The organism is Aeribacillus sp. FSL W8-0870 (assembly GCF_037963755.1).
Classification (GTDB): domain Bacteria; phylum Bacillota; class Bacilli; order Bacillales; family Aeribacillaceae; genus Aeribacillus; species Aeribacillus composti.
The window spans coordinates 994,944-1,020,778 of record NZ_CP150165.1 but is presented as its reverse complement, the minus strand read 5'-3'; the positions used below and the strand labels follow the sequence as shown (position 1 = coordinate 1,020,778).

29 protein-coding genes are annotated in these 25,835 nt (G+C 37.7%); 8 read left to right on the top strand and 21 right to left on the bottom strand.

What is annotated here, in order from left to right:
* The first annotated feature begins 3 nt into the window (after positions 1-3).
* From NSU02_RS04925 to mnhG, 3 genes are read left to right on the top strand one after another with little or no spacing between them, the layout of a single operon-like run.
* Positions 4-480, top strand: coding sequence for a Na+/H+ antiporter subunit E (locus tag NSU02_RS04925; protein ID WP_339194515.1), 477 nt, complete (start codon positions 4-6; stop codon positions 478-480).
* Positions 480-767 (top strand): Na(+)/H(+) antiporter subunit F1, encoded by a 288-nt coding sequence (locus tag NSU02_RS04920; RefSeq protein ID WP_066249245.1) that lies wholly within the window; start codon positions 480-482, stop codon positions 765-767. The genes NSU02_RS04925 and NSU02_RS04920 overlap by 1 nt, the downstream gene beginning before the upstream one ends.
* Positions 748-1,113 carry a monovalent cation/H(+) antiporter subunit G gene (mnhG, locus tag NSU02_RS04915; RefSeq protein ID WP_063387064.1) on the top strand — a complete coding sequence of 122 codons (366 nt, stop codon included), beginning with the start codon at positions 748-750 and terminating at the stop codon, positions 1,111-1,113. Before NSU02_RS04920 ends, mnhG begins: the two co-directional genes overlap by 20 nt.
* A 42-nt stretch (positions 1,114-1,155) precedes the next feature.
* Here mnhG and NSU02_RS04910 read toward each other — a convergent pair whose 3' ends face one another.
* The 5 genes from NSU02_RS04910 to NSU02_RS04890 form a co-directional block, all read right to left on the bottom strand.
* The gene (locus NSU02_RS04910; RefSeq protein ID WP_066249242.1) at positions 1,156-1,794 is read right to left on the bottom strand and encodes a response regulator transcription factor; all 639 of its coding nucleotides are present in this window, start codon (positions 1,792-1,794) and stop codon (positions 1,156-1,158) included.
* Between the two features lie 66 nt (positions 1,795-1,860).
* Complete coding sequence (locus tag NSU02_RS04905; RefSeq protein ID WP_339194512.1) at positions 1,861-4,158, bottom strand: histidine kinase; 2,298 nt, start codon at positions 4,156-4,158, stop codon at positions 1,861-1,863.
* Positions 4,159-4,185: 27 nt separating this feature from the next.
* A complete protein-coding gene (comX, locus tag NSU02_RS04900; protein WP_082830253.1) occupies positions 4,186-4,347 on the bottom strand; it encodes a competence pheromone ComX in 162 nt (53 codons plus the stop codon).
* Between the two features lie 16 nt (positions 4,348-4,363).
* On the bottom strand, positions 4,364-5,296 hold the full coding sequence (locus tag NSU02_RS04895) for a polyprenyl synthetase family protein (RefSeq protein WP_339194508.1): 933 nt from the start codon (positions 5,294-5,296) through the stop codon (positions 4,364-4,366).
* A gap of 117 nt (positions 5,297-5,413) precedes the next feature.
* Complete coding sequence (locus NSU02_RS04890; RefSeq protein WP_063387066.1) at positions 5,414-5,554, bottom strand: DegQ family regulator; 141 nt, start codon at positions 5,552-5,554, stop codon at positions 5,414-5,416.
* A gap of 339 nt (positions 5,555-5,893) precedes the next feature.
* Between NSU02_RS04890 and NSU02_RS04885 the strand changes: the two genes are divergently transcribed.
* Positions 5,894-6,133: a helix-turn-helix transcriptional regulator gene (locus tag NSU02_RS04885; RefSeq protein ID WP_232515690.1), complete on the top strand. Its 240-nt coding sequence runs from the start codon at positions 5,894-5,896 to the stop codon at positions 6,131-6,133.
* Between the two features lie 49 nt (positions 6,134-6,182).
* On the opposite strand, the gene NSU02_RS04880 is transcribed toward NSU02_RS04885, so the two are convergent.
* From NSU02_RS04880 to NSU02_RS04870, 3 genes are all read right to left on the bottom strand, one after another.
* Complete coding sequence (locus NSU02_RS04880) at positions 6,183-6,431, bottom strand: YueH family protein (RefSeq protein WP_327873263.1); 249 nt, start codon at positions 6,429-6,431, stop codon at positions 6,183-6,185.
* Positions 6,432-6,510: 79 nt separating this feature from the next.
* The gene (locus NSU02_RS04875) at positions 6,511-6,729 is read right to left on the bottom strand and encodes a spore germination protein (protein ID WP_063387068.1); all 219 of its coding nucleotides are present in this window, start codon (positions 6,727-6,729) and stop codon (positions 6,511-6,513) included.
* A 63-nt stretch (positions 6,730-6,792) separates the two neighbouring features.
* A complete protein-coding gene (locus tag NSU02_RS04870; protein WP_063387069.1) occupies positions 6,793-7,323 on the bottom strand; it encodes an HD domain-containing protein in 531 nt (176 codons plus the stop codon).
* A 279-nt stretch (positions 7,324-7,602) separates the two neighbouring features.
* On the opposite strand from NSU02_RS04870, the gene ald reads away from it, so the two are divergent.
* Positions 7,603-8,745: an alanine dehydrogenase gene (ald, locus tag NSU02_RS04865; RefSeq protein ID WP_063387070.1), complete on the top strand. Its 1,143-nt coding sequence runs from the start codon at positions 7,603-7,605 to the stop codon at positions 8,743-8,745.
* Positions 8,746-9,172: 427 nt separating this feature from the next.
* Here the strand turns inward: ald and NSU02_RS04860 are convergent, their stop codons facing one another.
* The 4 genes from NSU02_RS04860 to NSU02_RS04845 all read right to left on the bottom strand — a co-directional run bounded on the left by NSU02_RS04860 (position 9,173) and on the right by NSU02_RS04845 (position 13,965).
* On the bottom strand, positions 9,173-10,666 hold the full coding sequence (locus NSU02_RS04860; RefSeq protein WP_339194504.1) for a leucyl aminopeptidase: 1,494 nt from the start codon (positions 10,664-10,666) through the stop codon (positions 9,173-9,175).
* 90 nt (positions 10,667-10,756) lie between these two features.
* A complete protein-coding gene (locus tag NSU02_RS04855; protein ID WP_063387072.1) occupies positions 10,757-11,374 on the bottom strand; it encodes a 3D domain-containing protein in 618 nt (205 codons plus the stop codon).
* Between the two features lie 222 nt (positions 11,375-11,596).
* Positions 11,597-11,914, bottom strand: a complete 318-nt coding sequence (locus tag NSU02_RS04850) for a YuiB family protein (protein WP_063387105.1) — start codon at positions 11,912-11,914, stop codon at positions 11,597-11,599.
* Between the two features lie 827 nt (positions 11,915-12,741).
* Entirely contained in the window at positions 12,742-13,965 is a 1,224-nt protein-coding gene (locus NSU02_RS04845) for an NAD(P)/FAD-dependent oxidoreductase (RefSeq protein WP_327856005.1), read from the bottom strand.
* Positions 13,966-14,249: 284 nt separating this feature from the next.
* On the opposite strand from NSU02_RS04845, the gene NSU02_RS04840 reads away from it, so the two are divergent.
* Positions 14,250-15,242, top strand: a complete 993-nt coding sequence (locus NSU02_RS04840; protein WP_063387074.1) for an NAD(P)/FAD-dependent oxidoreductase — start codon at positions 14,250-14,252, stop codon at positions 15,240-15,242.
* A 780-nt stretch (positions 15,243-16,022) separates the two neighbouring features.
* Here the strand turns inward: NSU02_RS04840 and NSU02_RS04835 are convergent.
* From NSU02_RS04835 to NSU02_RS04825, 3 genes are all read right to left on the bottom strand, one after another.
* On the bottom strand, positions 16,023-16,385 hold the full coding sequence (locus tag NSU02_RS04835; RefSeq protein ID WP_063387075.1) for an iron-sulfur cluster assembly accessory protein: 363 nt from the start codon (positions 16,383-16,385) through the stop codon (positions 16,023-16,025).
* A gap of 63 nt (positions 16,386-16,448) precedes the next feature.
* Positions 16,449-17,321 carry a diaminopimelate epimerase gene (dapF, locus tag NSU02_RS04830; RefSeq protein WP_339194502.1) on the bottom strand — a complete coding sequence of 291 codons (873 nt, stop codon included), beginning with the start codon at positions 17,319-17,321 and terminating at the stop codon, positions 16,449-16,451.
* Between the two features lie 351 nt (positions 17,322-17,672).
* The gene (locus tag NSU02_RS04825) at positions 17,673-17,909 is read right to left on the bottom strand and encodes a YuzB family protein (protein WP_094245256.1); all 237 of its coding nucleotides are present in this window, start codon (positions 17,907-17,909) and stop codon (positions 17,673-17,675) included.
* Between the two features lie 223 nt (positions 17,910-18,132).
* Between NSU02_RS04825 and NSU02_RS04820 the strand changes: the two genes are divergently transcribed.
* Entirely contained in the window at positions 18,133-19,203 is a 1,071-nt protein-coding gene (locus tag NSU02_RS04820; RefSeq protein WP_339194500.1) for an NAD(P)/FAD-dependent oxidoreductase, read from the top strand.
* A gap of 212 nt (positions 19,204-19,415) precedes the next feature.
* On the opposite strand, the gene NSU02_RS04815 is transcribed toward NSU02_RS04820, so the two are convergent.
* The gene (locus NSU02_RS04815; protein WP_066249224.1) at positions 19,416-19,739 is read right to left on the bottom strand and encodes a YuzD family protein; all 324 of its coding nucleotides are present in this window, start codon (positions 19,737-19,739) and stop codon (positions 19,416-19,418) included.
* Between the two features lie 124 nt (positions 19,740-19,863).
* Between NSU02_RS04815 and NSU02_RS04810 the strand changes: the two genes are divergently transcribed.
* Entirely contained in the window at positions 19,864-20,124 is a 261-nt protein-coding gene (locus NSU02_RS04810; protein WP_232515736.1) for a NifU family protein, read from the top strand.
* Positions 20,125-20,157: 33 nt separating this feature from the next.
* Here NSU02_RS04810 and thrB read toward each other — a convergent pair whose 3' ends face one another.
* The 5 genes from thrB to yutH form a co-directional block, all read right to left on the bottom strand.
* Positions 20,158-21,078, bottom strand: coding sequence for a homoserine kinase (gene thrB, locus NSU02_RS04805; RefSeq protein ID WP_063387081.1), 921 nt, complete (start codon positions 21,076-21,078; stop codon positions 20,158-20,160).
* Positions 21,075-22,136, bottom strand: a complete 1,062-nt coding sequence (gene thrC, locus NSU02_RS04800) for a threonine synthase (RefSeq protein ID WP_063387082.1) — start codon at positions 22,134-22,136, stop codon at positions 21,075-21,077. Before thrC ends, thrB begins: the two co-directional genes overlap by 4 nt.
* Complete coding sequence (locus tag NSU02_RS04795) at positions 22,133-23,431, bottom strand: homoserine dehydrogenase (RefSeq protein ID WP_186439305.1); 1,299 nt, start codon at positions 23,429-23,431, stop codon at positions 22,133-22,135. The genes thrC and NSU02_RS04795 overlap by 4 nt, the downstream gene beginning before the upstream one ends.
* Before the next feature lie 147 nt (positions 23,432-23,578).
* Complete coding sequence (locus tag NSU02_RS04790) at positions 23,579-24,538, bottom strand: D-glycerate dehydrogenase (protein ID WP_066249221.1); 960 nt, start codon at positions 24,536-24,538, stop codon at positions 23,579-23,581.
* A gap of 138 nt (positions 24,539-24,676) precedes the next feature.
* Positions 24,677-25,660: a spore coat putative kinase YutH gene (yutH, locus tag NSU02_RS04785; RefSeq protein WP_339194496.1), complete on the bottom strand. Its 984-nt coding sequence runs from the start codon at positions 25,658-25,660 to the stop codon at positions 24,677-24,679.
* Between the last annotated feature and the right edge of the window lie 175 nt (positions 25,661-25,835).

Below are 25,835 nucleotides of genomic sequence, written 5' to 3'. Positions count from 1 at the left end.
CACATGGCCTTTCAAATACTGTTAAATTTTATAATTGCCATTACATGGATGCTTTTGCAGGATGACTACTCATTCATCACATTTTTTATCGGATATCTTTTAGGTATTATCATTCTTTTCGCGCTGCGCCGTTTTTTTCCAAGACGATTTTATCTGTACAATATTGCCGCTGTCATAAAGCTCATATTCATCTTTTTGAAGGAGCTTGTCCTTGCAAATATTGCTGTTTTAAAAATCGTTTTGTCGCCAAAATTGAAAATGGAGCCTGGAATTTTTGCCTTTGAAACAGAATTGGAAAAAGATTGGGAAATTACGATTCTATCCAATCTCATTACTTTAACACCAGGAACATTTGTTATTGATATTTCCGATGATAATAAAACGCTTTATATCCATTCTGTGGATATAGCGAATGTCGAACAAGCAAGAAAAGATATAAAAAGCAGTTTTGAGAAAGCTATTAAGGAGGTGAGCCGTTAATGTTTGAATTTATTATTTGGATTTCTTTGGCTCTTATCGCTGCTTCCTCTCTCTTATTGATGATTCGGCTCATCAAAGGCCCATCCGTTCCAGACCGCGCCATATCATTAGATGCGATCGGCATTAACTTAGTCGGGATCACAGCGATCATGTCGATTGTTTTAGATACAAGCGCTTTTTTGGACATTATTTTATTAATTGGAATTTTAGCTTTTATCGGCACGGTATCGATTGCTAAATTCTTGGAGAAAGGAGAAATTATCGAAAATGATCGAAACAATCAGTAAGTTTGTGATCGGATATCTCATTCTCCAAGGAGCCTTTTTCAGCCTAATTTCCGCCATTGGTGTGTTGAGGCTACCAGATGTATATACGAGAAACCATGCGGCTTCCAAAAGCGCGACATTAGGTGTGCTCTCTATTTTACTAGGGGTGTTCTTATATTTTTGGGTGCTTGAAGACCATATGAATGGAAGAGTTTTGCTGGGAATCCTGTTTATATTTTTAACATCGCCTGTAGCAGGACATTTAATCAGCCGCGCAGCTTACCATACAAAAGTGAAACTATGGGAAAACAGCAAAATTGATGAGTTAAAAGAAAAAAAGAAAGCAAAGGATAAGGTTCATTCATGAGCCTTATCTTTTTTAGCAATCAAATTGGACGGGACTCCTTATTTAAAGAATGCCTTCTGACTTCGCAATTAATACGGCTTCTGTCCGAGAGCTGACGTGCAGCTTATTAAAAATGGAAGTCAGACTATATTCAATCGATCTTTTGCTTAAATGCAGCTTATCTGCTATTTCTTGATTTGTTAACCCTCTTTCGACTTCCATTAAAATCATTTTTTCCCTATCTGTTAAAGGCTCATTTGCTTCTTTCATAGATGGCGACTTTAATGTCTGTCGTTCAATCAATTTTTTTACGTAATCAAATGATAGAATAATCTCACCAAGCAACGCATGGCGAATGTGAGATAATATTTTCTCTTTTGACTCCGTCTTGCTGATTACTCCATGAATGCCTAAGGAAATCGCTTCTTCCATATAATCATTGACATCATATCCAGTATAAAGAAGGACTTTGCATTGGTGTTCTTGGGATGTTATTTGCTTTGCCAGTTCAATCCCGTTGACGTCACCTAAATTCATATCCATAAGAACTGCATCATATTGCAAAAAATCGATTTTCTTCATAAGTTCAGCCGTATAAGGAGGCTCCAGACAATCCACTTCAACTTCAGAATCCGTTTCCAATATCGCTTTTGTCCCTTCTCTCACAGCAGGATGATCGTCAATCACTAAAATACGAATCATGTTTTCCACCTCTTTAGACAAAATCTACAGTAAAATGACTTGGCAAAAGCCAAGTCAAGAATGTGATTAAATTTCAATTAAGACCCGAAATCCATTTCCCGGAGAAGTCTCAATCTTCATTTCACCATCCAAAGCTTTTACCCTCTCTCTAATTCCGGACAATCCCATGCTTTCTGTTTTCGCATACAACAGTTCTTCATCGATGCCTACGCCATCATCTTCATAGTGCAATACAATTTTTTCTCTTATATTGACGAGCATAATTAATATTTGCTTCGCGTTCGAATGCTTGCGCGCATTTGATAAAAGCTCCTGAATGATCCGGTACAAATTAAGCTGCATGTTTATATCAAGCTGCTTGTTAAAATTCCCCGTATTAAAGCGGATTTGAAAATTACACTGTTCTTCGTATTGCGCTACCAGCTTTGATACCGCCTTGACGAGTCCCAAGTCATATAAAATTTGCGGACGCAGCTCTTGACACGTTTCCCTCGTCATATGAATGATATCAAGAATGTTTTGATTCATGCTCTGAATTTTTTCGATCGTAGCAGCAGGATATTGTCCAGATTCCTCCAGAACCAATTCGCATTGCCTTTTTAACGAAATCAAATCTTGCAGCACAGAATCATGCAAATCTTTCGCCAAATTGGAGCGCTGCTTTTCTTCAATTGTAAACAGCAGTTTTTTGAGCCATGCAGGATTGCTGTTTCCCTCTTCCGCTTTTTCAAGCCTTTCCATCAATTCTTCTATTTTCAAAAAGTTTTCTACAGTTACATTCGTATAAAAAGCAAGGGAATTCAGCCAAGAAATTTCATCACGAGTCAGTTTAGGCGTTTTAATGACAGAAAGGCAAATAATAACATATTTCCTTCTATTCGTTTCACCGACAGTTAACACAAACCCTTTATCAAATTCTACAATTTTCCCTATTTCTGTTACAGCATTTAAAATATCTTTTTCGTATGGGGCAATTTCTAAAAGACCGCCATCCCCATCATCATCAACCATTTCGATCCGTCCACCCTCATGAACAACAAGGCAGTATGCACGGCTGACCTTCAAAACCTCTAAAATGGTCGATTTTAACTCAGCCATCATCTGTTTTAAACTGCCTGCTTTCCGGATCCTTGACGTATACTTCAAAATGCTGTCCTGATAATTATATTTTTCCGAAAACCGCTTAAACCGGAAGCGGAAGTCAACAATTTCTTTAAAATAAAAAACAAATATCATTAATATATATATAATAATTGAAAGTTGAATAGGGTAAATTTTGGGATTATGTTCTTTTAGCAGTATGATAAAAGCCACTAAAAAGATAGTCGGCAAAATGGAAAGGAGAGCATAATATTTGACTCTGCCTAGAATAAACTCAATATCATATATCTTTGATGATAGAAACTGATACACAAGGGAAAAAGGTACTAATAACAAAAATGACGCTAAAAGGGCAGGCGAAAAAATTGCTTGTTCCAAAAACAAATAAGGGATGACATATAGAACAATAAACGGTGAAAAAGCAATAACGTTTGTAACGATTAGTACTTTGACAGGGTATTCAATTTCAGAAAATTTAACTTTTCTTAAACCAACAATTTTGGTAACAAAGCTTATAAAAAAGACAACTAAAAAAGAAAATAAACTAAAGAATTTTGTGAATAAACTTAAATGATTATAAAAATCTTCAATGATTCTCGCAACTATATTGAGGAAAACGATAAAATACCCTGCATATATCAGTTTTTTGTTGAACAATACGTTTCCAAATTCAAGAAAATAATAATATAAAAAATGTAAATAAATGACTGGAACACTAATAAAAAATAAGAGCACTAAGTATTGTGAAACATGATCACCACGTGCCGAAGCACTGCCGCTTAAATAAGCTAAAGAAATAAACAATAAAAAAATGTTTAAAAAATATGGAGAAATACTATTTATTTTTTCATTTGATTTATATATAAAATAGCTGCAAAACAAACAAAGAAAATAAATAATTAATGGAATAATGAGCATGTACAAGGAATGTTCAGAAAAAATTAAATTTTCTACTTTTAATACTTTAATTCCATCTTGAGATTTAATCTTTAAAATACTGTCTTGTTGAAGTTGAATATTTATACCTTGAATTCTTTCTCCATTAAGTTCTAATAATATATCCCCCTTTTTCATCCCCGCTTTGCTCGCCCAAGCAGCAGGATCTAAATCAACGATTTCAACTTGACCTTTCTCATTTAATTTAAGATTAGCTCCAATATATGGAGCTTTAAAAAATAGATATAATGAATGAGAAACAATGAAAACGCTAATGATGACTAATAATTTATAAAATCTATCCATTATTTTAAACTTTTCAATCAACACTACCCACCGCTTAACGTTTTAAAATTATGATAACCAATAGCTGTAATTTGCAGAAAGCGTATCTACAAACCCATCAATTATACCCAATAATTCTTCCAATTCAACTCCAATCAAACTAGCTTGTCCATTCACGACTTTCTCCAAAACATCAGGGTTTTCGATTAAGAAATTTACGATTTCTTGCATATTGATCTCTCCTTTTTTATTTTTTGATTAAATTTGTTAATAGTTCATCCAATTTCTCAGCAGGCAGCGGAAGTTTTTTTATATAAGTTTCAGCCTTCTTAAGCGCGATGTGTTTCATCACATTTAAATATTGGGTGACTCCCGCTTCCAACAGCTTTTCTTTAAAAGCTACAATGCTTCCAAAGTATTCGTCGAAGTCTTTTCCGCTGTGCACATATTGTAAAATATCCACGCTTGTTTGATTAAATTTCCTTTGCAAATAAAGTAATGCCAGTGACGGCTTCAAAAACTTCCTGTCCTGTTTATGCGGAGTAAACAATCCTTTATAATCATTCTCAATCTGGCCGGCAATCCCTACTTGGTGCCCGTATTCCTTAACTTCCTCGTATCTTTTCCCGCATGCAAACATGACACCCGCTTCAGCTGCAAGAGCTGTAAGGGAACCTGATTTCCATCTCATCATTTGCAAACATTCTTTTTCTGTCTTCACGGCATTTGCCAAATCAATATGCTGGCCTTTCATAGCCTGCAAAGCATAATCAAGAAACAGACCAAGGATCTCAGAACGATAAGGTGATGACAGCGAATGGATATGCGATAAACTTAACGTATAAAGAAAGGATGAGCTGTTAATCGCTTCCCCTCTATCAATATCCATCCACGGTTCTGTAAAGTTGTCCAGATCCTCCAAATCATCAAACATATCAAAAGCTAGGACGAGTAATTCAACAGCTGCCATAAGCTTGTACAATTCTTCTTCATCATTTTCGCTGTTGAATACGTTCGCATGCAAATAACAAAGCTCTGCAAAAGGAAATGTTTGTTTAGATTCGATAAAACGATGCAAAAGATTCCGCAAATAAAGCCAGTCTACAGACCTTTCGACCGCATCCTTCATAAACATTGCCACTTGAACTTTGTTTAATAATAACTCACTTTTTAATGCCATCCCCTCCTTTTGATCTGATTTATATTCAGCTTGAAATCTATGGATGTTTTACAATTATTATACTATAAATTATATATATTATCATAAAAAAGGCGACCAAATTTGGTCGTCGCCTCATTATACAATTTTCGTATATTGATATTTATCGTATTTGTCAATGCTCTTATTGATATTATCAAGCGCCTTTTTCGTTTCGTCTAACTCCCTTTCAAGCATTAAGAAGATCTTGTTGATTTTTTCGATTTCTTGATGATTCAAAGTATCACACTCCCTTGAAAAGATCCTTTTTTCGATCTTTCATATTTATTTTATAGAATTTTCGATCATTTTTCACCGAAAAACTAATTTGAAGTTTTATGCGTGATACCGAAAAACACGCAATGTGATTGTATGTGTCTTTTTGCGATGTATGGCAAACTTGTTATAAAGATTGCATGATCATGATTTTTATAACAGAAGGACTCCTTCTTTCCCCCATTTGTTAAATTCATATAAAAAAGAAGGAAAATTTTGATAAAAGAGGGTTGAATGAACGAAAGAACATTGATAGAATATTTTCTAAATCCCGAGAAGATATGACAAATAAGGGTGAACATAGTGGAAAAAAAAGAATATGTTATACATATTAAATTGGACAATTTATTGAAACAAAAAAGAATGACCAAACGAGAACTTGCCCGTCAAGCTGATATTCGCCATACGCTTGTATGGGAAATGTGCCACAACAAAACGAAGCGCCTTCCTCTAGATAAGCTTGCAAAAATTTGCTCCGTATTACAAGTCGACATACATGATGTCATAGAATTAGTAGAGAGAAAAGAAAGCAATCTAATGTAACCTCCGTCTGACAGCAGAGGTTACATGTTTCTCAAATCCTCTTGAAAATTTACATTTCCTGTATCCATTGAGTAATTTTCGAAGAAAGTGAAATGGCAATGTTCTCATTCGATCTTTTTGCAATAGAATTTTGTAAATGTTCTCTTGTTTTGTCATTGATTTCTTCATATTTAATGATCTTGGACCATTCAAGCTGCGGTACAGCAACTAATATATACTCCTCTTTTTTGTTTTCATAAATATAGACGTTTCTGATCTCTTCATCGTTATGTATTATATTTGCCTTTCGTACTTTCATTGTTTCACTCCTTTTTTCCCTCTATATAAAAAAATACCTGAGTTGAAAGAAAAATCAATCTCAGGTTTTGCAAAATATTTTACCTATTCCCTATTATCGGTTGATCAAAGAAACTTTTCGAATGTTCATTCGTTTTGCTACGAACGTCAAATGTTTTTACATAGTCTCCAACATTTAAAGCTCCTGAACCAAGCGCAGATTTTAAACTCGCCTTAGGAGAAATAGAAAAGCTGTCACCCACTTTTATGATTCCTGAGTCGACTTCATTAATCTCAATTGGACCTACAAAAGAAGGCAAACGAAACCACCACTTCCATTGTTTGTTTATAGTATTGTATGATCAAACGCCTAAATTGTTCGCTTATACAATGGATTTTAACTGAGAATAGTACTTTTCAACTTTTTTATCTAGAGTCCTAATTTTCTTTAAAGCCAGCTTTTCGTCAATTTGACGGTAATGATGCATTCCGCCTGGTTCTTCATCCAATTCATCAGCAAGCCGAACTATACGCTGAAGAGGATTTTGCTTTAAATTACCATCAGGCAAATACGAATCCGTATGAAGGAGAATAGCTAAAGCAATTTGCTTGGCTGCTTCAGGCTTTTCCCCAAGCCTTATCAGCAGTTTATGCGCCCTGTTCGCTCCTTTTATTGCATGAATATCATTTTTTCGATATTTTTCATAATCCCATTTACCGTCCGTGTACCATTCATAATGGCCAATATCATGCAACAGCGCCGCCTTTGTCGCAAGATCGGGATTTACATTGAATGCTATCGCAAGACGAAAAGCGTGATCAGCCGTTTTAATCGCGTGAGCGATGCCAGATCGTTTTAAATATTTTTGTGTAATTGGATGAGTGAAGACTTCCATTAAAGTGACCCTTTTCACAGCTCATCCCTCCTAAATATTTCTGTATAAGATACCATATGTTCGAAATTTTCGCAACGGAAGTGGATTTTATAAATTTATGCAAATATACTGGCGGTTTCGCTGAAAGCTGCAGACAAACATACACCGATTTGCATATGATATAAAAACAAAAAAATTCAATGAATGATTGCCAGCAGGAAAAGAAACAATAAAATGGACAGGTACATGAAAATTCCGACTCATTGTTGGTACATATGGAATATTAAAACGAAATTATACTATACAGGAGGGATTGCAATGATAATTGGTGTACCGCGGGAAATTAAAAATAACGAAAATCGTGTAGCCATTACACCAGCTGGAGTTGTTTCATTAGTCAAGGCAGGTCACCGTGTACTCGTAGAAGAAAGTGCAGGTCTTGGAAGCGGAATTCATGATGAAGAATATATTCAAGCAGGCGCCGAAATTCTTCATGATACAAGCAAGGTTTGGGAAGCAGATATGGTGTTGAAGGTCAAGGAGCCGCTTCAAGAAGAATATAAATATTTCCGTGATGGTCTTATTCTGTTTACTTACCTGCACCTTGCAGCTAATCCTGAGCTGACAAAAGAGTTGAAGGAATCCGGTGTGATTGCGGTCGCTTACGAAACAGTTTCTGACGGTCATTCGTTACCCCTGTTAACACCGATGAGCGAAGTGGCCGGTCGTATGGCAACACTGGTTGGAACGCAATTTTTACAAAAACCGTACGGCGGAAAAGGTATTCTATTATCCGGTGTTCCAGGCGTTGAACGCGGCAAGGTCGTCATCATCGGCGGCGGGGTAGTCGGTACAAATGCTGCAAAAATGGCTATCGGTTTAGGAGCTCATGTAACGATCCTTGACGTAAGTCCTAAGCGTCTTCGGGAATTAGATGATCTTTTTGGCAACGACATTCAAACGCTCATGTCTAACTCCTATAATATTTTCGAAGCAGTAAAAGAAGCGGATCTAGTCATCGGTGCTGTCTTAATCCCCGGTGCAAAAGCGCCAAAGCTTGTGACTGAAGAAATGGTAAAATCGATGAAACCTGGATCAGTCATCGTTGATGTTGCCATTGACCAAGGCGGGATTTTTGAAACGAGCGATCATGTCACCACTCATGACAATCCGACATATGTAAAGCACGGGGTCCTTCATTACGCAGTTGCGAATATGCCGGGAGCAGTTCCGAGAACATCTACGTTCGCCCTTACTAATTCGACCATTCCATATGCATTGCAAATAGCCAACAAAGGGTTAGTAGAAGTAATCGCCAAAAACGAAGCGATCAAATTAGGTGTCAACGTTGCCAACAAAGAAATAACGTATGAGGCAGTCGCCCGCGACCTTGGGTACAATTATGTTCCTGTAGAAAAAGTTTTTGAAAAAGAGTTCGCAAATATGAATTCTGCCACATAATACACATATATATTTTCGACTTACCTTAAAAGAAGGAAAACAGTTCTTGCCGAATCTATTATCAAAAATGCAAAAAAAGCCTTCGCTCTCTTTTGAAAAGCAATAAAAAATGCGCACTTATAAACGTGTTAAGTACTGGGCTAATCGTTCACAATAAAGACCAAATCAGGATAAATGTGCAGCAATTTGTTAAGTCAGAATGTGCCGACACATTATCCTAATTTGGTGTTGCTTCCGACAACATACATGTCAGAAAGAAATCAATCCACGATTTTCAAGCATACTGAATGGGTCATCTTTTTTACAAAATAGATTCCGTCTCTCTCCTATATTGAATTGCGGCTCCTGCCGAAAAACTGAAACAGCAATAACATTTCTGACATAAAGCCAAATCTGCAATAGTTCAACCTAATGATGGATGACTCCATCATGATTTAATCGGCACGAATTTTTCCACAAAGGCCGCCAATGTTCGAGTCATCACACCAGTTGCTCCTTCAGGTCCTAGAGGGCCTTTCTTAGAAGTAGTGGATGTCCCGGCAATGTCTAAATGAACCCATGGCGTATCTTCAGCAAATTCTGCTAAAAAAGCACCGCCCATTATCGCATGTCCTTCCCGGCCAGGGGAATTATTCAAATCCGCCATTTTACTGTTTTTTACCCGCTCGCGGTCATCTTCAAAAATTGGCAATCTCCATATTCTTTCATTACATTCAACAGATGCTTTCCAAAGCTGATCATACAGTTTTTCATTGTTCGTCATCGCACCTGTTGTGTGCTTTCCGAGAGCAACAATAACTCCACCGGTTAAAGTGGCAACATCGATAATGTATTTCGCTCCATGCTGCTTTGCATAAGTGATGCCATCTGCAAGGGCTAAACGCCCTTCAGCATCTGTATTTAAAATTTCAATTGTTTTCCCGCTTAATGACACGATGACATCATCCGGTTTCATCGCTCCGCTGCCAATCATGTTGTCAGTAGCCGGAATAACGGCTACAACATTTTGTTTCGGTTTTATTTCACCGATAATTTCCATCGCTCCTAAAACGGCTGCTGCTCCTGCCATATCAGTCTTCATGTTTACTAACCCATCTCTAGGTTTTAACGAGTAGCCCCCAGTATCGTAAGTAATTCCCTTGCCGACTAAACCAATCGCATCGTCCCAAATCTTTTTTCCTTGGTATTTCAACACAATCATTTTAGGGGGTTCACTGGAGCCTTTATTTACCGCCAATATCCCCCCCATACCCATTTCCTCCATATCCTTTTTTTCAAGGATTTCGATCTCAAAAGAATATTTTTTGGCCAGTTCGATGGAATAATTCGCGAGTTCTGTCGCAGTTAATAAATTTGAAGGCATGTTCACAAGAGTTCTTGCCGAATTTGTTCCTCTTCCATAAACATAACCGGCAGTTAAGGCTGCGTTTATTTTCGCTTTATCTGCATCTGTCAAAACATGAACAGCTTCAATGCTTGATTCGCTGCTGTTTGATCGTTGTTTATAGTTTTTTATTTTGTATGTAGAAAGGGCAAACGCTTCCGCTAGTGCATGAGCTGCATCTATCTCTTCCACATCTCCTCCAATAAAGGTAGAAAGCTGTACGCTTACGATTTTCTTCTGATCTTGTTGAACAGCTTGAAACGCATGCCCAAAAGCTTCCATTGCCTTTTGGAACGTGAATTCTTTTTCTTTCCCAAGCCCGACAAAATAAATTCGTTTTACGTTTTCGGCATCAAATGTATATAGTTTTGCGACACTGTTTTTCGCAGAAGAAATTTCACCTGATTTTATAAGCTTGGTGAGTTGATTGTTCAATTTTTTATCCAGCTCCTGCAAAGCTTTTGATAAATTTCCGTTTTGCTTAAAAAGGCCAACAATTAAACTTTCCCCTTCTAAACCGTCTAGTACTTTAAACATTTTTCCACCTCCTTCAATTATTATACGAGGTCGAATAGAACTTTGCTTTATTTTCAAACCAAAAAATAAAGCCCATCCCTGTGGGATAAGCTACCGTTGTCTAAAAACTTCCATCGTTTTATTTTCGTTTAATTTTTTTAATTCCTCTTCTGTTAACGTTCCGTTTCCTTTTTTAACTAAATAAACATCCACTTTTTTCTTTCCCCACTGATTGTAAACATCTTCTACTGTTTCATAATACAAATCAAGCCGATTGCCTTTAATCGCAGCACCTTTATCTGCAACAACTCCGTAGCCATATCCGGGTACATAAAGTATCGTTCCGATCGGAAAAACGTTTAAATCTGCTGCTATAGTGGAAAAATGATCCCTTTTTACTTTAACACCTGAATAAGTAATTCCATATTCAGGGTGGCCAGGATGTTTTCCTGTCGACTCATATCCGGCTGTATATCCGGTAGCCACAACTGTTTTTTTTGGATACTTTGATAAATCAATGGATTTTTCCATCGTCTGTCCTTGATTTGCATGATTAATATTTTTTGCAACGGCTTGTTGAGAATTTTCTCTTTGATTATATTGTTTGATCACCCATTTTGTCAGTTCATCTGCTTTCACACCTGAAATGGTTTCAAAAGTTGTTAAAAACGCCCCAATAAACAACAGACTCATCATAATTCTTCTAGTCCACATTTTTATACTCTTCATTTTTTCTAATTTCACTCCTCTCACCGTCTATTTGTTTCCAAATCGTAAACAAAATATACGTTGGAGGAGCTTTTGAAAGGAGTGTATTTTTCAATACATTCCGACATGTATAAATTTTCCAATAAATTAAAAATAAAATGTAGGCACTCAAATAACATTGTTTTAACAAAAAAGCGTTTTTTTTTTTACATAAAAAAAAGCCTTCCGATTATACGGAAAAGCTTAAAACATTTGATATCCTCTTGCTCGAAGCATTCGAATGACAATCCCTGATAGAATCGCACCTACCATCCCGCTTCCTAAAATGAGAATGTCTGCTACGGCAAGAGAGGCGATTTTTTCACCCAACAGAGAAAATGAGCGGCTAGGTGATTTGAAATAATCAAAAAAATTCACTTCATCAATTAAAAAAATACATACTAACGGATAAAGTATCGCCATTATCCATGACATTCTTAAAAGCATATTTAATAAAAAACCGATTCCAAAAAATAAAACTAAGAACAGCAGCATGGAAATCAACAGCACCGGTATGTTCATCATCGTGACCTCACCCTCAGAAAACTGTCGTATTATTATTAAAAGTTTTTATGTGGTTTAATAAGGATAAAACTTGACCAGCCTTTGTTAATTTGCCAGATCTTCTTACATGTGCCAAACCTTTAAAGCAGCAAATCGATAAATTGTTACCTTAATTATTAACCTATTTATTCCAATATATCAAGTACAAGATTGAATTTAATCGGCATAAATCAGCAAAGCAAGTTTGACATGCACACAAAAAGGTTCTCAGTAGGCTCTCCAACCTTTGAGCAGTTCAAAATTTATACAAAAAAACTGGAAGTTTCCCCAAACGTTTCAAAATGCCAAAAATCACCTTTAAGAAAAATTGTCCTAATGTACAGTGCTTTGTCTGTTTTTTACTCATGTGAGACGCTTTTGTGCTAGTACCATAAAGAGGGATTTGGCTTCAACATTTAAGAGAGAACTTTCATTCCTTCAAGCACAAAAAAGACGGTGTAAACAAACAAAAGAAGCACAAGAACTTGAGAATAAAACGAAGAACTTTGAAGGAAATATCGGGTATAGCTGTCCGACAGACCAAATACATCAGGCTACTATATAATTGCAGATCAGCATGGCGATTTTATGCTGAATCGAACCCTCTAATCGCAATCAGCATAGCGAGCTCTTTAATTTAATTTGTTTAAAAGCTTATTACTACGAAAATTCAATAAATACAGAGCGGCTCCTTCTCCAAAACATTTTACTTTCCTGCTTTAAAAGAAATTACAAAAGCTGTTCATGTTTATAAAACATTATTTTAAAAGAGCAAAAGCCCTTAAGCCTTTGCTCTTTTCTTCAGCTTAAAAAAATTTGAATTTTCCTTTTTTCAACACGAGACCTGCTCCGCCAACCATATATAGCGCGCGGTTATCAATCATTTTCTTCATGAAGGATGCTTTTGTACCGACCATTTTTTTGCCTAACGCAATACCTACTGCATCATCTTCTCCTAGAGAAGCAACAGTTCCTTTAATATCTGGCTTAAATGGTTCGAGTTCTTTTTTACCGCGAATTAATGCAGCTAAATTTCTCGCGCAAACTTCTCCCTGCTGCATTGCAATTTGCGCTGTCGGCGGATATGGACGATTGATTTCCTCATTAATAATTAATGAACAGTCTCCAATAATAAACACATCATCATATCCTGGTGCGCGCAAGTCTTTCTCTACTTTTACGCGGCCCCGCATTGCCTCAAAACCAGATTCTTCAATTACACTGTTTCCGCGCACACCAGCCGCCCAAATAACAGTGCCTGCTTTTATTTCTTCCGTTTGATCGTCTTTCCCAACAATAATTCCTTGTTCAGTACATTCTTTTATCGCTGTGCCGATTCTAAACTCAACACCTTTGCGCTGCAGTTGATTGACTGCGTACTCCACAAGTTCAGGATCGAAACCTGGAAGTGCTGTCGGTGCTGCTTCCACACAAATAATACGGACTTTTTTAGGGTCAATATCATACTCTCGGCAAAGCTCAGGAACACGGTTGGCAAGTTCGCCTAAAAACTCAATTCCAGTGAATCCTGCACCTCCGACTACAATGGTTAGACGTGTATCATCTTTTTCTTCTTCTGTATTGTATGTAGCAAATTGATATTCAATATGCTCTCTAATTTGTCTAGCAGAATTAATGTTGGAAATTGTGAAAGCGTATTCTTTTAACCCTTGGATTCCAAACGTTTCCGGATGAGCCCCAAGAGCGACTACTAAGTAATCATAGTTAAGCTCGCCATTTTCAAGAATGACTTTTTTCTCATCTGTTTTAATTAATTTTACAGAATCTTGCACAAAGTTTACTTTGTTTGTATCAATTACATCTTTAATTGGATAGCGGCATCGGTCATGATGAAGGGTGCCTGCAGATGCTTCATGCAGCCATGTTGTTTCATAATGATAATCATGCTTATTGACAAGTGTAATATCAGCCTCGTTCACACTCACCATTTTTTGTAGACGTGTTACGGTCATTAATCCTCCATAACCGGCACCTAAAATAACAACTTTAGGATTTCTCACAAGACACACCAACCTTTTCCGTAATTTTTAAAGCGGTCAATTCTAGACTCACTTTTCACATAATTTGTGAAAATATTCACGTTATTGGACAAAAAATTATAAGGGCAAAATTGTCAATAAAATTTAACATCTTTTTACCTATAGTCATGATATCCGTTTGTGTCCAACTTTTCAAGTTTATTTTTAAGCTAAATGATCAACTTTATAAATCTTTAAATGACAGAATCTTTGTATTTTTACAATCTTTTTTTTATGATATGATTAATAAAGATTAACAAGAGGGGGAATCGTCTGTGAAAGAGGACAGCAAAGTCTACGATATAACGATTATTGGCGGGGGACCTGTCGGGATGTTCACAGCTTTTTACGGAGGAATGAGGCAGGCTTCCGTTAAAATTATTGAAAGCCTTCCACAATTAGGAGGGCAATTGACAGCGCTTTATCCTGAAAAATACATATATGATGTAGCGGGGTTTCCAAAAATTAGAGCTCAAGAATTAGTCAATAATTTAAAAGAACAAATTGCCTTATTCAATCCAACCGTCTGCCTTGAACAGGAAGTTCAGGAAGTTGAAAAACAAAGTGACGGGACATTTAAGTTAACGACAAATTCAGAAATACATTATTCAAAAACGATTATCATCACTGCCGGAAACGGCGCATTTCAACCACGTAAACTTCAGCTGGAAAATGCTGAGCAATTTGAAGGGAAAAACCTGCACTATTTTGTAGAAGATTTAAACTATTTTGCAGGCAAAAAGGTCGTCCTGTTTGGAGGCGGCGACTCAGCTGTTGACTGGGCGTTAATGCTTGAGCCTATTGCAGAAAAAGTAACGGTTGTCCATCGAAGAGATAAATTTCGCGCGCACGAGCATAGCGTAAATCAATTAAAAAATTCTAAAGCAAATATATTAACACCTTTTGTTCCTGTTGAGCTTATCGGCAAGGATCGAATTGAACAAGTCGTAGTCGAAGAAGCAAAAGGAGATCGGAAAGAGATTATTGATGTAGATGAAGTAATTGTCAATTTTGGCTTCGTTTCCTCTTTAGGCCCTATCAAAAACTGGGGGCTGGAAATTGAGAAAAATTCGATTGTTGTTAACTCAAAAATGGAAACAAATATTCCGGGAATTTATGCTGCCGGAGACATCTGTACTTATGAAGGAAAAATAAAATTAATTGCGACTGGGTTTGGCGAAGGTCCAACAGCTGTAAACAATGCCAAAGCTTATATTGACCCAAGCGCAAAAGTTCAGCCAATGCACAGCACAAGTATGTTTAATTGATGAAAAAAGATGTGGGTGTCTAATAAGTCATTTTTTCGGCTTATTGACCCCCTCTTTAATGTTTTAGAAACGTTGATATATCGGTGCTTATGATTTTTTGTTTTTCAATGGGGATTTGACTTTCTGAACAGCTCCCTTACAGCGGGAATAATAAGCAAAAGTAAATTTTATTGGAAAGAATAAAGGCTGTCTCGTAAAAGGTCATTTTTTATGACCTTTTGAGACAGCCTTTTTGTCAAGTACTTTTCTAAAGAAACCAGACTGCATCAAGAAGAAGGGGCTTATCGGACAGACCATTTTTCCTTTGTTTATATCCTTCAGAAGTTTTATAAATGACTTTTCTTATGCTCTCTTTCTTCATTAAGTTCTTCAAAAGTTTTATGACGGATATTCAACACATACAATTGCTTCTTGTTGGACTTCATTGCCTCTATGAAGGACATTTACAAATTTTATTCCTTTATTTTTATCCTTCACAGTAGCTCCAAAATCCTTCATTTTAGGAACTCAACGGACAGCCCTATCTTTTTTCAACTTTCATCGGTGATTCATATAGTCTTTCGCACGGTCTTCCATGATGAAAATCTGTGATCTGCAAATATCCTCATTTAATTCTCTATCACTTTTAATAAGTTGCATTTAGCCGTTTTTCCCATAAAAATATCCTAATAAAGCAGACTTTTTTTGGATTCCACTTTATTAGGATATATTTTATTGTGAGTATAGAAAAAGTTAAGGAATAAAGCGATCATTATGCTTGGCTTCAGGAAAGAATCTTTTTTAGCACTCTTCCGGTGTTCCAGCGTGTGTTGCAGTTCTAAAGGAGGCGCCGCAGCCGCAAGACGCAATCGCATTAGGGTTGTCTATTGTGAATCCTCCACCAAGCATCGATTGTTTATAATCAATCTTTGTTCCCTTTAATATAGGGGCGCTGTCTTTATCCACTAAAATTCGAATGCCGAATTGTTCAAATTCGTGATCATCTTCTTGTTTTTCTTGTTCAAACCCGATGCCGTATGAAAGTCCAGTGCAGCCGCCGCCTTTCACACCAATACGCAAATAGGCGCCTTCTTCCTCATTTTCTCTCATCATATCTTTTATTTGAAAAGCTGCCGCTTCGGTAAGCATAACAATTTCAGACATGACCCATCCTCCTTTTCATTAATTTTTGAGTCACTTTTAGTATACCTTTTCAGAAAAAAACTCTCAAATTTCTGAACCGGATTCATAATAATAGGTCCCCGTGCAAACCGTTTCAGCAGGTCCTTTCATCAAAATGTTCCCCTCGTCAGTCCATTTAATAAATAAATCGCCGCCGGCAAGATGGACAACTGTTTCTTTGCCTCTTGTTGTTTGCTCGTTTAATACGGATGCGACCACTGCCGCACATGCTCCGGTGCCGCAAGCTTGTGTGACACCTGAACCTCTTTCCCATACTCGAAAATGAAGCTCATGGTCATTGACGATTTCGACAAATTCTACATTTACCCCTTCTGGAAATCTTGCATCTTTTTCGACAACCGGACCCAATGTTGTTAATGGAGCTTTCTCAATATCGTCCACAAAAAAGATGATGTGTGGATTTCCCATCGAAACCGCTGTGACTTCATATTTCGAGCCGTTAAATTCCATGATTTCACCAATAGCTGTTTCATCTCCGTTTCCGGCCATCGGTATTTCCTTTTTTAACAGCTTAGGGTGACCCATATCAATTGTGACACATGATACTCGTCCATTTTCTTCATGGACTTCGGCTTCAACCAAGCCAGAAAGTGTTTCGATCAAAAACTTTTTCTCTTTTACTATGTTATGCTCATAAACATATTTTGCGACACAGCGCAAACCGTTTCCGCAGTTTTTTCCTTCTGAACCGTCACTGTTGAAAATTCTCATTTTCACATTCGCACGTTCAGATGGAAGAATTAATATTAGCCCATCTGAACCGATGCCGGTATGAACGTTCGCAACTTTTCGCGCAATATCTGGCAGGAGATGCTCCGGAAGCGTTTCTTCGAATCCATTTACATAAATATAACTGTTTCCTAATCCATGCATTTTTGTAAATTGAAAAGTTTCCATTTTTTCCTCCAAAACAACAAAAAATTTGTTTTTATAAGTATAAAACGTTCAAAATTTGTTGACAATAAAAATATCCCCCGTTTTCATATATAAATAAAAGCTCCTCGGGAAATATAAGAGGGGCTTTTATTTTTTATATCATCAGCCTGCCGCTTCAAACACCTTGCTCATACGTAAAAAAAAGACTCATCCGCAAAGGCAAGCGTCGTACTGAGAAACAATATTGAGATTCATACTTACATTTTATAATATGCTCTCATACCTCGAATGAAATATTTAGAGACAGGATCAAAATAAGGAGAATCAAAAGCTTGTCTCCCTTTTAATTTTATCATTCACTTTTATTTTCTATTAAAACATTGGATTTTCTTCTAAAAATTGATAAATATTTTTCACTAGCTCTTCTGCCGTTTCCCCTTCTACCGCTTCTCCGTTTACGAGGGCAAAAAGCGATTCGTAGCATTGGCCGCAATACCCTAGGCAGCTGTATTCAACTATATCTAAATTAGGATCTTTTTCTAATTGTTCTAATGCTTTTTGTGAACCGTTTGCTAAGTTGCTGACACAAAACTCTATAATTGGTTTCACGTGAATTGTCCTCCTTCTATACTCAGTAGCCTATCATAATGCTTTTTTTCTTCATTGTCAAAGCATTGAACTTCAAGGTTCATTTAACATTTTGCCATAACAATTGTGCTATTTTTCCTTAAGTATGTTGTGATTTATACATAAATTCGTTATACTTTTAGTGGCATTTGTTACGATTGTCACAGTTTTGGGGTAAACATTTGCAGGGAAAAGGGGAATCGCGATGAGAAAGTTACTGCTCCTCGGAGGCGGCTATGGCGGCATGAGAATTCTTCACAAGCTGCTTCCCAATAACTTGCCGGATGGTGTCGAAATAACATTAGTGGATAAAAACCCTTATCATTGTTTAAAAACGGAATACTATGCGCTGGCTGCGGGAACGATTTCAGATCAGCACGTGCGCGTGGCCTTTCCAGAACACCCGAAATTGAACATTCATTACGGTGAAGTCACGGACATTGACCTTGAACAAAAGCTTGTACATTTAAAAGATCAATCTCCAATCACGTATGATGATCTTATCATCGGATTAGGATGTGAAGACAAATATCATAATGTTCCGGGTGCTGACAAATACACTTGCAGCATTCAAACAATCGATCAATCACGTGAAACGTATCAAAAGCTGAACAATTTAGGAGCAGGTGCAACAGTCTGCATAGTTGGAGCCGGATTGAGCGGCGTTGAATTGGCAAGCGAACTGCGTGAAAGCAGATCCGATTTAAAAATCAAGCTGTTTGACCGCGGAAAAGTGATCTTATCAAACTTCCCGGAACGATTAAGCAAATATGTCCAAACATGGTTTGAAGAGCACGGGGTTGAAGTAATCAACAGCGCCAATATTACAAAAGTTGAGCCAAATATGGTTTATAACCATGATGAACCGATTCCTTGTGATGTTGTCGTTTGGACCGCAGGAATTCAACCGAATTATGTCGTAAGGAAATTGAATGTTGAAAAAGACCGGCAAGGACGGGTTATTTTAACAAAATACCATCATCTTCCTCAAGATGAGCATGTGTATGTTGTTGGAGACTGTGCAAGCCTTCCTTACGCACCAAGTGCTCAACTTGCCGAAGCGCAGGCTGAACAAATTGTACAAGTATTGCTCAAAAAATGGAACAACGAACCTCTTCCAGAGGAACTGCCGCCGTTCAAATTAAAAGGCGTTCTCGGTTCTCTCGGAAAAAAATCAGGTTTTGGGATGGTAGGAGATCGCGCACTCACTGGACGTGTGCCACGTCTTTTAAAATCAGGAATTCTTTGGATTTATAAATATCATAGTGGAGCATGAGAAAACCGGGCGTTCATTTGTACGTCCGGCTTCTCTTTTTCCGGAACTCTTTCACTGGAAAATATAAATCAAGAGAAATACAGTTGTCTATTATTTTGCATGCAAAAAAACGAAGCAGCGTTTTTTTTTTTTAGCGAATCTGTTCTTTTGGCTTGAAGAAATCGACAATGCACTTTTTCTTTCACAGTTCTGGATGACGAGTAAACTCTTTCTTACACAGGTTGGTAACCATGTTTTTCCATCTCTTGAAAAATCCTTTTTATCTTTGGATTTCCTTCTCCTACTACCACTCCATTTATGACAACAAGGGGATAAAAATATTCTTCCTTCACGATTTGATCGGCTATTTTCTTTTTCTCTTCATCTTCCGGAGGACAATATATATCAATATATGTGATGTCAAATGGCTGATCTGGATATTTTCTAGTCAGTGCTGCTTCCAGCCATTCAAATGTATCTTTTGCTGAAGGCGAATTTACACAGCTTGGACATAAGTTTTCTGCACCATAAACGCAAATTTCTACCGGTTTTCTCATGTTTGTTCTCTCCTATTTAATAAAATGATGATCTCCTAGATTATCCATATTAGATTTAAAAAAAATGTGATACAATGAATTTGAAACTTACAAATAGATTTTATCGCTCATTTTGAATATAATGATGGATAAGAAAGGAGTCGATAGTATGTCAGATGTTCAAATAAAAGAACAAGTACAGGAAGTTTTAGATAAGCTGCGCCCGTTTTTGCTTCGTGACGGCGGAGACTGCGAATTAGTTGATGTTGAAGAGGGCATTGTGAAATTGCGCCTTTTAGGTGCGTGCGGGAGCTGCCCAAGTTCTACCATTACTTTGAAAGCAGGTATTGAGCGGGCTCTGCTGGAAGAAGTTCCAGGCATCGTAGAAGTAGAACAAGTATTTTAATGAAACAAACCGGCGAAAAGCCGGTTTGTTTCTTTATATCAAGCTTTCAATATGAGTAAACCAAGACTTTGTCCCTTCATAATCAATTTCTAGCTGTGTTACTTCACAATGAGGAAAAGCCTCTTTTAGTTTAGGACGCAATGAGTGTCTCATGCCTTTTGGAGCAAAACACAATATCGTTGGACCTGCACCGCTCAATACAGTCCCGTACACACCGTGCTCTTTTCCTATCTTTCGAACAGCTGACAGTTCAGGAACTAGACTTTCCCTATACGGTTGATGGAATATGTCCATTTCCATCATTTGGCCTGCCAATTCCCAATTATTATTCATGATGCTCCCAACAAGCACATTGCTGATCGCACTGGCTTTCACCGACTGCTGAAATTTAAATGTCTTCGGCAAAACGCCTCTAGAATCCTTCGTATATAAATAATATGGCGGAATAACCGCGATAATATCCACATCCAGATTATCCACTTTTACAAAATATGTGTGGTCATCTGTTAAATAGCCGACCACTAGACCGCCTACTATAGAAGCTCCGGCATTATCCGGATGTCCCTCAAACTTGCTGGCAAAATGAATTTTTTCTTCATCGCTCAAATTCAGTTTACAAACACGATCGCAAAGCTCAATCCCTGCTGCAATGGCGGCCGCGCTGCTTCCGAGTCCTCTTGTCATCGGAATATCACTTGAAATTTCCACATAACATGCAGGAAGATTAACACTATGTTTTTCTGCTAGCTTGGAAGCGACTTTATAAATTAAATTCTCTTTCCCTTCCGGTACGTTTGCTACTTCTTCACTTACCGGCTTAAATGTCCAATTTTCCGCAAATGTAACGGCTAGTGTTAAATAGCGGTTTAAAGCGAGCCCTACAGAATCAAAACCGGGGCCAAGATTGGCTGTACTTCCGGGAACTTGAATTTTTAACATGTCTCCTTCTTTCATACATGCCCATCTCCCTTGAGATGGTCCATCACAGCTTTCTTTTCATTAGGCAGCACGATCGGCTGGATGGATGACACATCGATCGCAGTATTCGGATCTTTTAATCCGTTGCCGGTCAATACTGCTACAACTGTGCTTCCTTTCGGGATTTTCCCCGAATTTACATCTTTCATCACTCCTGCAATAGATGCACTTGAAGCAGGTTCAGCAAAAACGCCTTCCGTTCTTGCAATTAATTGATAAGCATCCAAAATTTCTTCATCTGTTACCATATCGATCTTTCCGCCTGATTCATTGGCAGCATTGACAGCAAATTCCCAGCTTGCTGGGTTTCCAATTCGAATGGCAGTTGCCACTGTTTCCGGATTTTCAATCACTTGATTTTTTACAATGGCTGCGGCGCCTTCCGCTTCAAAACCGTGCATTTTTGGAAGCCCTGTTTGGTGCCGCTCATTAAACTCTTTAAATCCTTTCCAATATGCTGTAATGTTTCCAGCATTTCCAACCGGAATCGCCAAATAATCCGGAGCTTTTCCCAGCTGTTCACAAATTTCAAACGCCGCTGTTTTTTGCCCTTCAATTCGGTAAGGATTTACAGAATTGACAAGAGTAATTGGCAGCTCTTCACAAATTTCACGAACCATTTTTAAGGCATCATCGAAGTTTCCTTCAATTGCAAAAATTTCTGCGCCGTACATAACTGCTTGGGCAAGCTTTCCAAAAGCGATTTTTCCGTTCGGTATAACAACAATGGAACGCAATCCTGCACGTGCCGCATATGCGGAAGCAGCTGCAGACGTATTTCCAGTTGAAGCGCACATTATAGTTGTGCTTCCTTCTTCCACCGCTTTTGCAACTGCCATCACCATACCGCGGTCTTTAAATGAACCGGTAGGATTCGCTCCTTCTGTTTTCACATACAGCTCAACGCCTAATTTTTCAGATAATTTTTCTAAATGAATGAGAGGAGTATTACCTTCGTTCAATGTCAGCATCGGTGTTTTGTCCGTTACTGGCAAAAATTCTTTATATTTTGCAATTAGTCCATTCCATTTCATAATAAGCCGTTCCCTTCTACTCGATACGTACTTTTAACTTCCTTAACAACTTGCAAATCTCGGAGCTCCATTAAAATTTCCTCAAAATCTTTTTTCGATGCTTTATGGGTAACGATGACAATTTCCGCTAAATCTTTATTTTTCAGAGGTAATTGGAGAATTTTCTCAAAGCTTACACCTCTGTCTGAAAAGAGGGATGTAATTTTTGAAAAAGCTCCAACTTGATCTTCTACGTGAATTCGTAAAAAGTATTGGGCAAAAATTTCTTCAGGTGCCTTCAATTGTTTCTGATATTGCGGGGCTACGGCGCTTCTTCCATTTACACCTAGACGCATGTTTTTCAATACGCCTACTAAATCCGAAACAACAGCGGTTGCAGTTGGCAAGCTTCCTGCGCCAGGACCGTAAAACATTGTTTCCCCTACCGCTTCGCCGTACACATAAACCGCATTATATTCATCTTGGACGGAAGCTAACGGATGATGATCGGGCAGCAGTGCAGGCTGTACACTAACTTCAATTTTATCACCGCTTCGATGGGCGATGCCGATTAATTTCATCGTATAGCCGAGCCGTTTACTGTAATCAATATCCTCTTGTGTAATATCCGTTATCCCTTTTACTTCCACATCTTCTAAATCTACTTCCATAGAAAATCCAAGTCTTGCCAAAATCGCCATCTTTCTCGCTGCATCCAAGCCTTCTACATCAGAAGTCGGATCAGCTTCTGCATATCCTAATCTTTGCGCTTCCTTCAGCACTTCTTCATAAGGGGTTCCGTATTTTGACATTTTCGTTAAAATAAAGTTTGTCGTTCCGTTAACAATCCCCATCATTTTTGTAATCCGGTCTGACGCCAATCCATCTACCAATGTACGCAGAATCGGGATGCCGCCTGCGACACTTGCTTCATAAAAAAGATCGCAGCCGTTATCCGTCGCTTTTTTGAGCAACTCAGTTCCGTACACTGCCATCAAATCTTTATTTGCCGTCACAACATGCTTCTTCCGATTTAATGCTTCAAGCAAATATTCCCGTGTCTGCTCAATTCCCCCCATGACCTCAATAATGACGTCAATATCCGGATCTTCTATTACCTCATGAACATTTGTCGTTAATTGGGAAGGTTCTACATGAACGTCTCTTTTTTTATTTGTATTTTGAACAAGAATTTTTTTTACTTTCACCGGGCACCCGATTAAATGAATGAGCTTATCCTGGTGGTCTTCAATGATTTTTACTACTCCGCTACCAACGGTGCCTAAACCGAGCAGTCCTACTGAGATTGATTCCAACCAATTCATCTCCCTTATGTTTATTTATAATAGACAATTGTCTGCCGTAAAAAGACATTAACTGTTTTATAAGACATTATAAATTTCAATGACTGATTTTACAAGAGAAATTTTCATCATCCGCATATGTAAACGCTTTTTGGGCGTTTAAACAACGGCTGTTTTCGGTTTCTCGCCCGTTAACACACGTTGAATATTTTCGACGCAAAGTTCGATCATTTTTATGCGGGTTTCCCGACTCGCGCTGCCGATATGCGGAAGTGCTACAACTTGTTTCAATGATAAAAGCGGATGATTGGAATCAATCGGTTCTTCTTTAAACACATCCAATCCACAACCAGCGATTTCACCAGTTTTTAGAGCATTATACAAAGCGTTTTCATCAACAGATGCTCCTCTGCCAGCATTAACAAATATTGCACTTGTTTTCATTTTTTTAAAGGCTTCCTCGTCAAACAAGTTTTTCGTTTCATTTGTTAATGGTGTTAAATTAACGACAAAATCGGCTTTCTCTAGCAATTCATCAAATGTGCAGTATTTCGCTCCAAGCTCTTTTTCCACTTCCGGTTTCTTTGAACGATTATGATACAAAATTTCCATATCAAATCCTTTTGCCCGTCTCGCAACAGCTTCTCCAATTTTCCCCATCCCAACGATCCCAATCGTTTTATGATGGATATCGCTTCCTGCCAACAAAAATGGAGACCACCCTGTCCATTTTCCTTCTTTTACATACTCCGCAGCTTCAACCAATCTTCTTGCCGCTGCCATTAACAAAGCAAAGGTTAAATCGGCAGTCGTATCTGTTAGTACATCCGGTGTATTAGTTACAGTCACGCCGTACTTTTTCGACGCTTCGAGATCGATATTGTCATACCCGACTGCTAAATTAGCAACGATTTTTAATTTTTTGGCTTTTTGAAGCAGTTCTTCATCCACCCGGTCTGACAGCATTGTAAGCAGAGCATCAGCTTTTTTTGCCTTTTCCAATAATACAGACCTCGGACATGGAGAATCCTGCTCCCACATGTCGACAACTCCGATGGAACGAAGAGGATCCAATAGGTTTTCTGGCAGTTTTCTTGTTACAAAAATATATTGGGTCACTGATTCATCTTCTCCTTCTTCTAATAAATAGCTATTGTTTTGAATTGATATGACAAAATCAATGCTTTGTTCGAAACAGCTGCAAGATTTTAGCTGCTTTCTTTTTTATGATACCACAACAAAATGCGACTGAACCTTTTATAACCATGTCAAAGCCGGCAAGACAATTTGCTTTTTCCTCAAATATATCATAGATGAAAACGAAGATAAAAATTGCTCATATTGCGAAGATGTTTGCAAAATTTTTTCCATTTGAAATTGCAGAGAATCCCTTTCTTCTTCCTCTGCAAGATAATAGTTTTCAACACATTCAAAATAATGAACAGGAAACAAAAGTCTGCTAAAAACTAACCGCCAAAAAAAAGAGGATAACGGAGACGCTCGGTCGTATTCTGCCAAAAAAAGCTCATCAATTGTTTGCCTTCCTGTCAGAAAATCATACCTTAAACATTCAGCAATATCTCTTCCTCCATGATCAAAAACGAAATCAACAGGCAATGAAAATGCGTTTTCCCATGTTTCTCTCGTAAAACGTTGATGACATATGGTGCCGGAATCAACCGGCAATGGTCGATCATCAAGCTCAGTATCCGCTAAATATTGGATGGCATTTTCGCCTAAGCCTAAATAATATGGAAAGGATTCAATAAATAGCTTGTCAAAGGCGTGATGAGGCTTTGAAGCAATTTGAATACTCCAAAATTGCTCCATTTGATCGATCCGCCTTGCCCATAAATTTCTCCATTGCCCAATTCGATTCGAATGAATGGGAGTAAAAGGCAGCCTTCTGCCAACTTCGTGAAAAAATGACAGCTCTTTTCCGAGAGAAGTTATATTAAGCCGCTTTGTTTGTTGAGGTATTTGAAACACAGCGTAGCGCGTTCCATTATGTTCTGCCGTAAGATCCCCATTTACAGTTAATAAAAACGAAGCAGCTTTTCTCTCGTTAGTCATAAGGAGATAACGACTCATTTCATACAGTTCATAAAGCTCCTTATGGTCAATATGTGAAACAGCAGCAATAAAACCGATATTTCTTTTTGTTTTAAACCCCTGCCATTGACCAATTGAAAAAAAGTCGAGTACATCTATTCCATAATGCTTTTTTAAAAGCTCTTTCATTCCTAGTTCCCCCTATAAATCCATTTTTCAAAAAAACACCCCAATATAAATAATGAAAAAATGCCATAAACTATAACATGTAGAAAAGCTTTTGTGTATACAATATAAAAAAGATGTTGATGCTTTTTGAAAATTTAAGCAAGAATTTATTGAAATCGGCGTCACAGCCGATTTC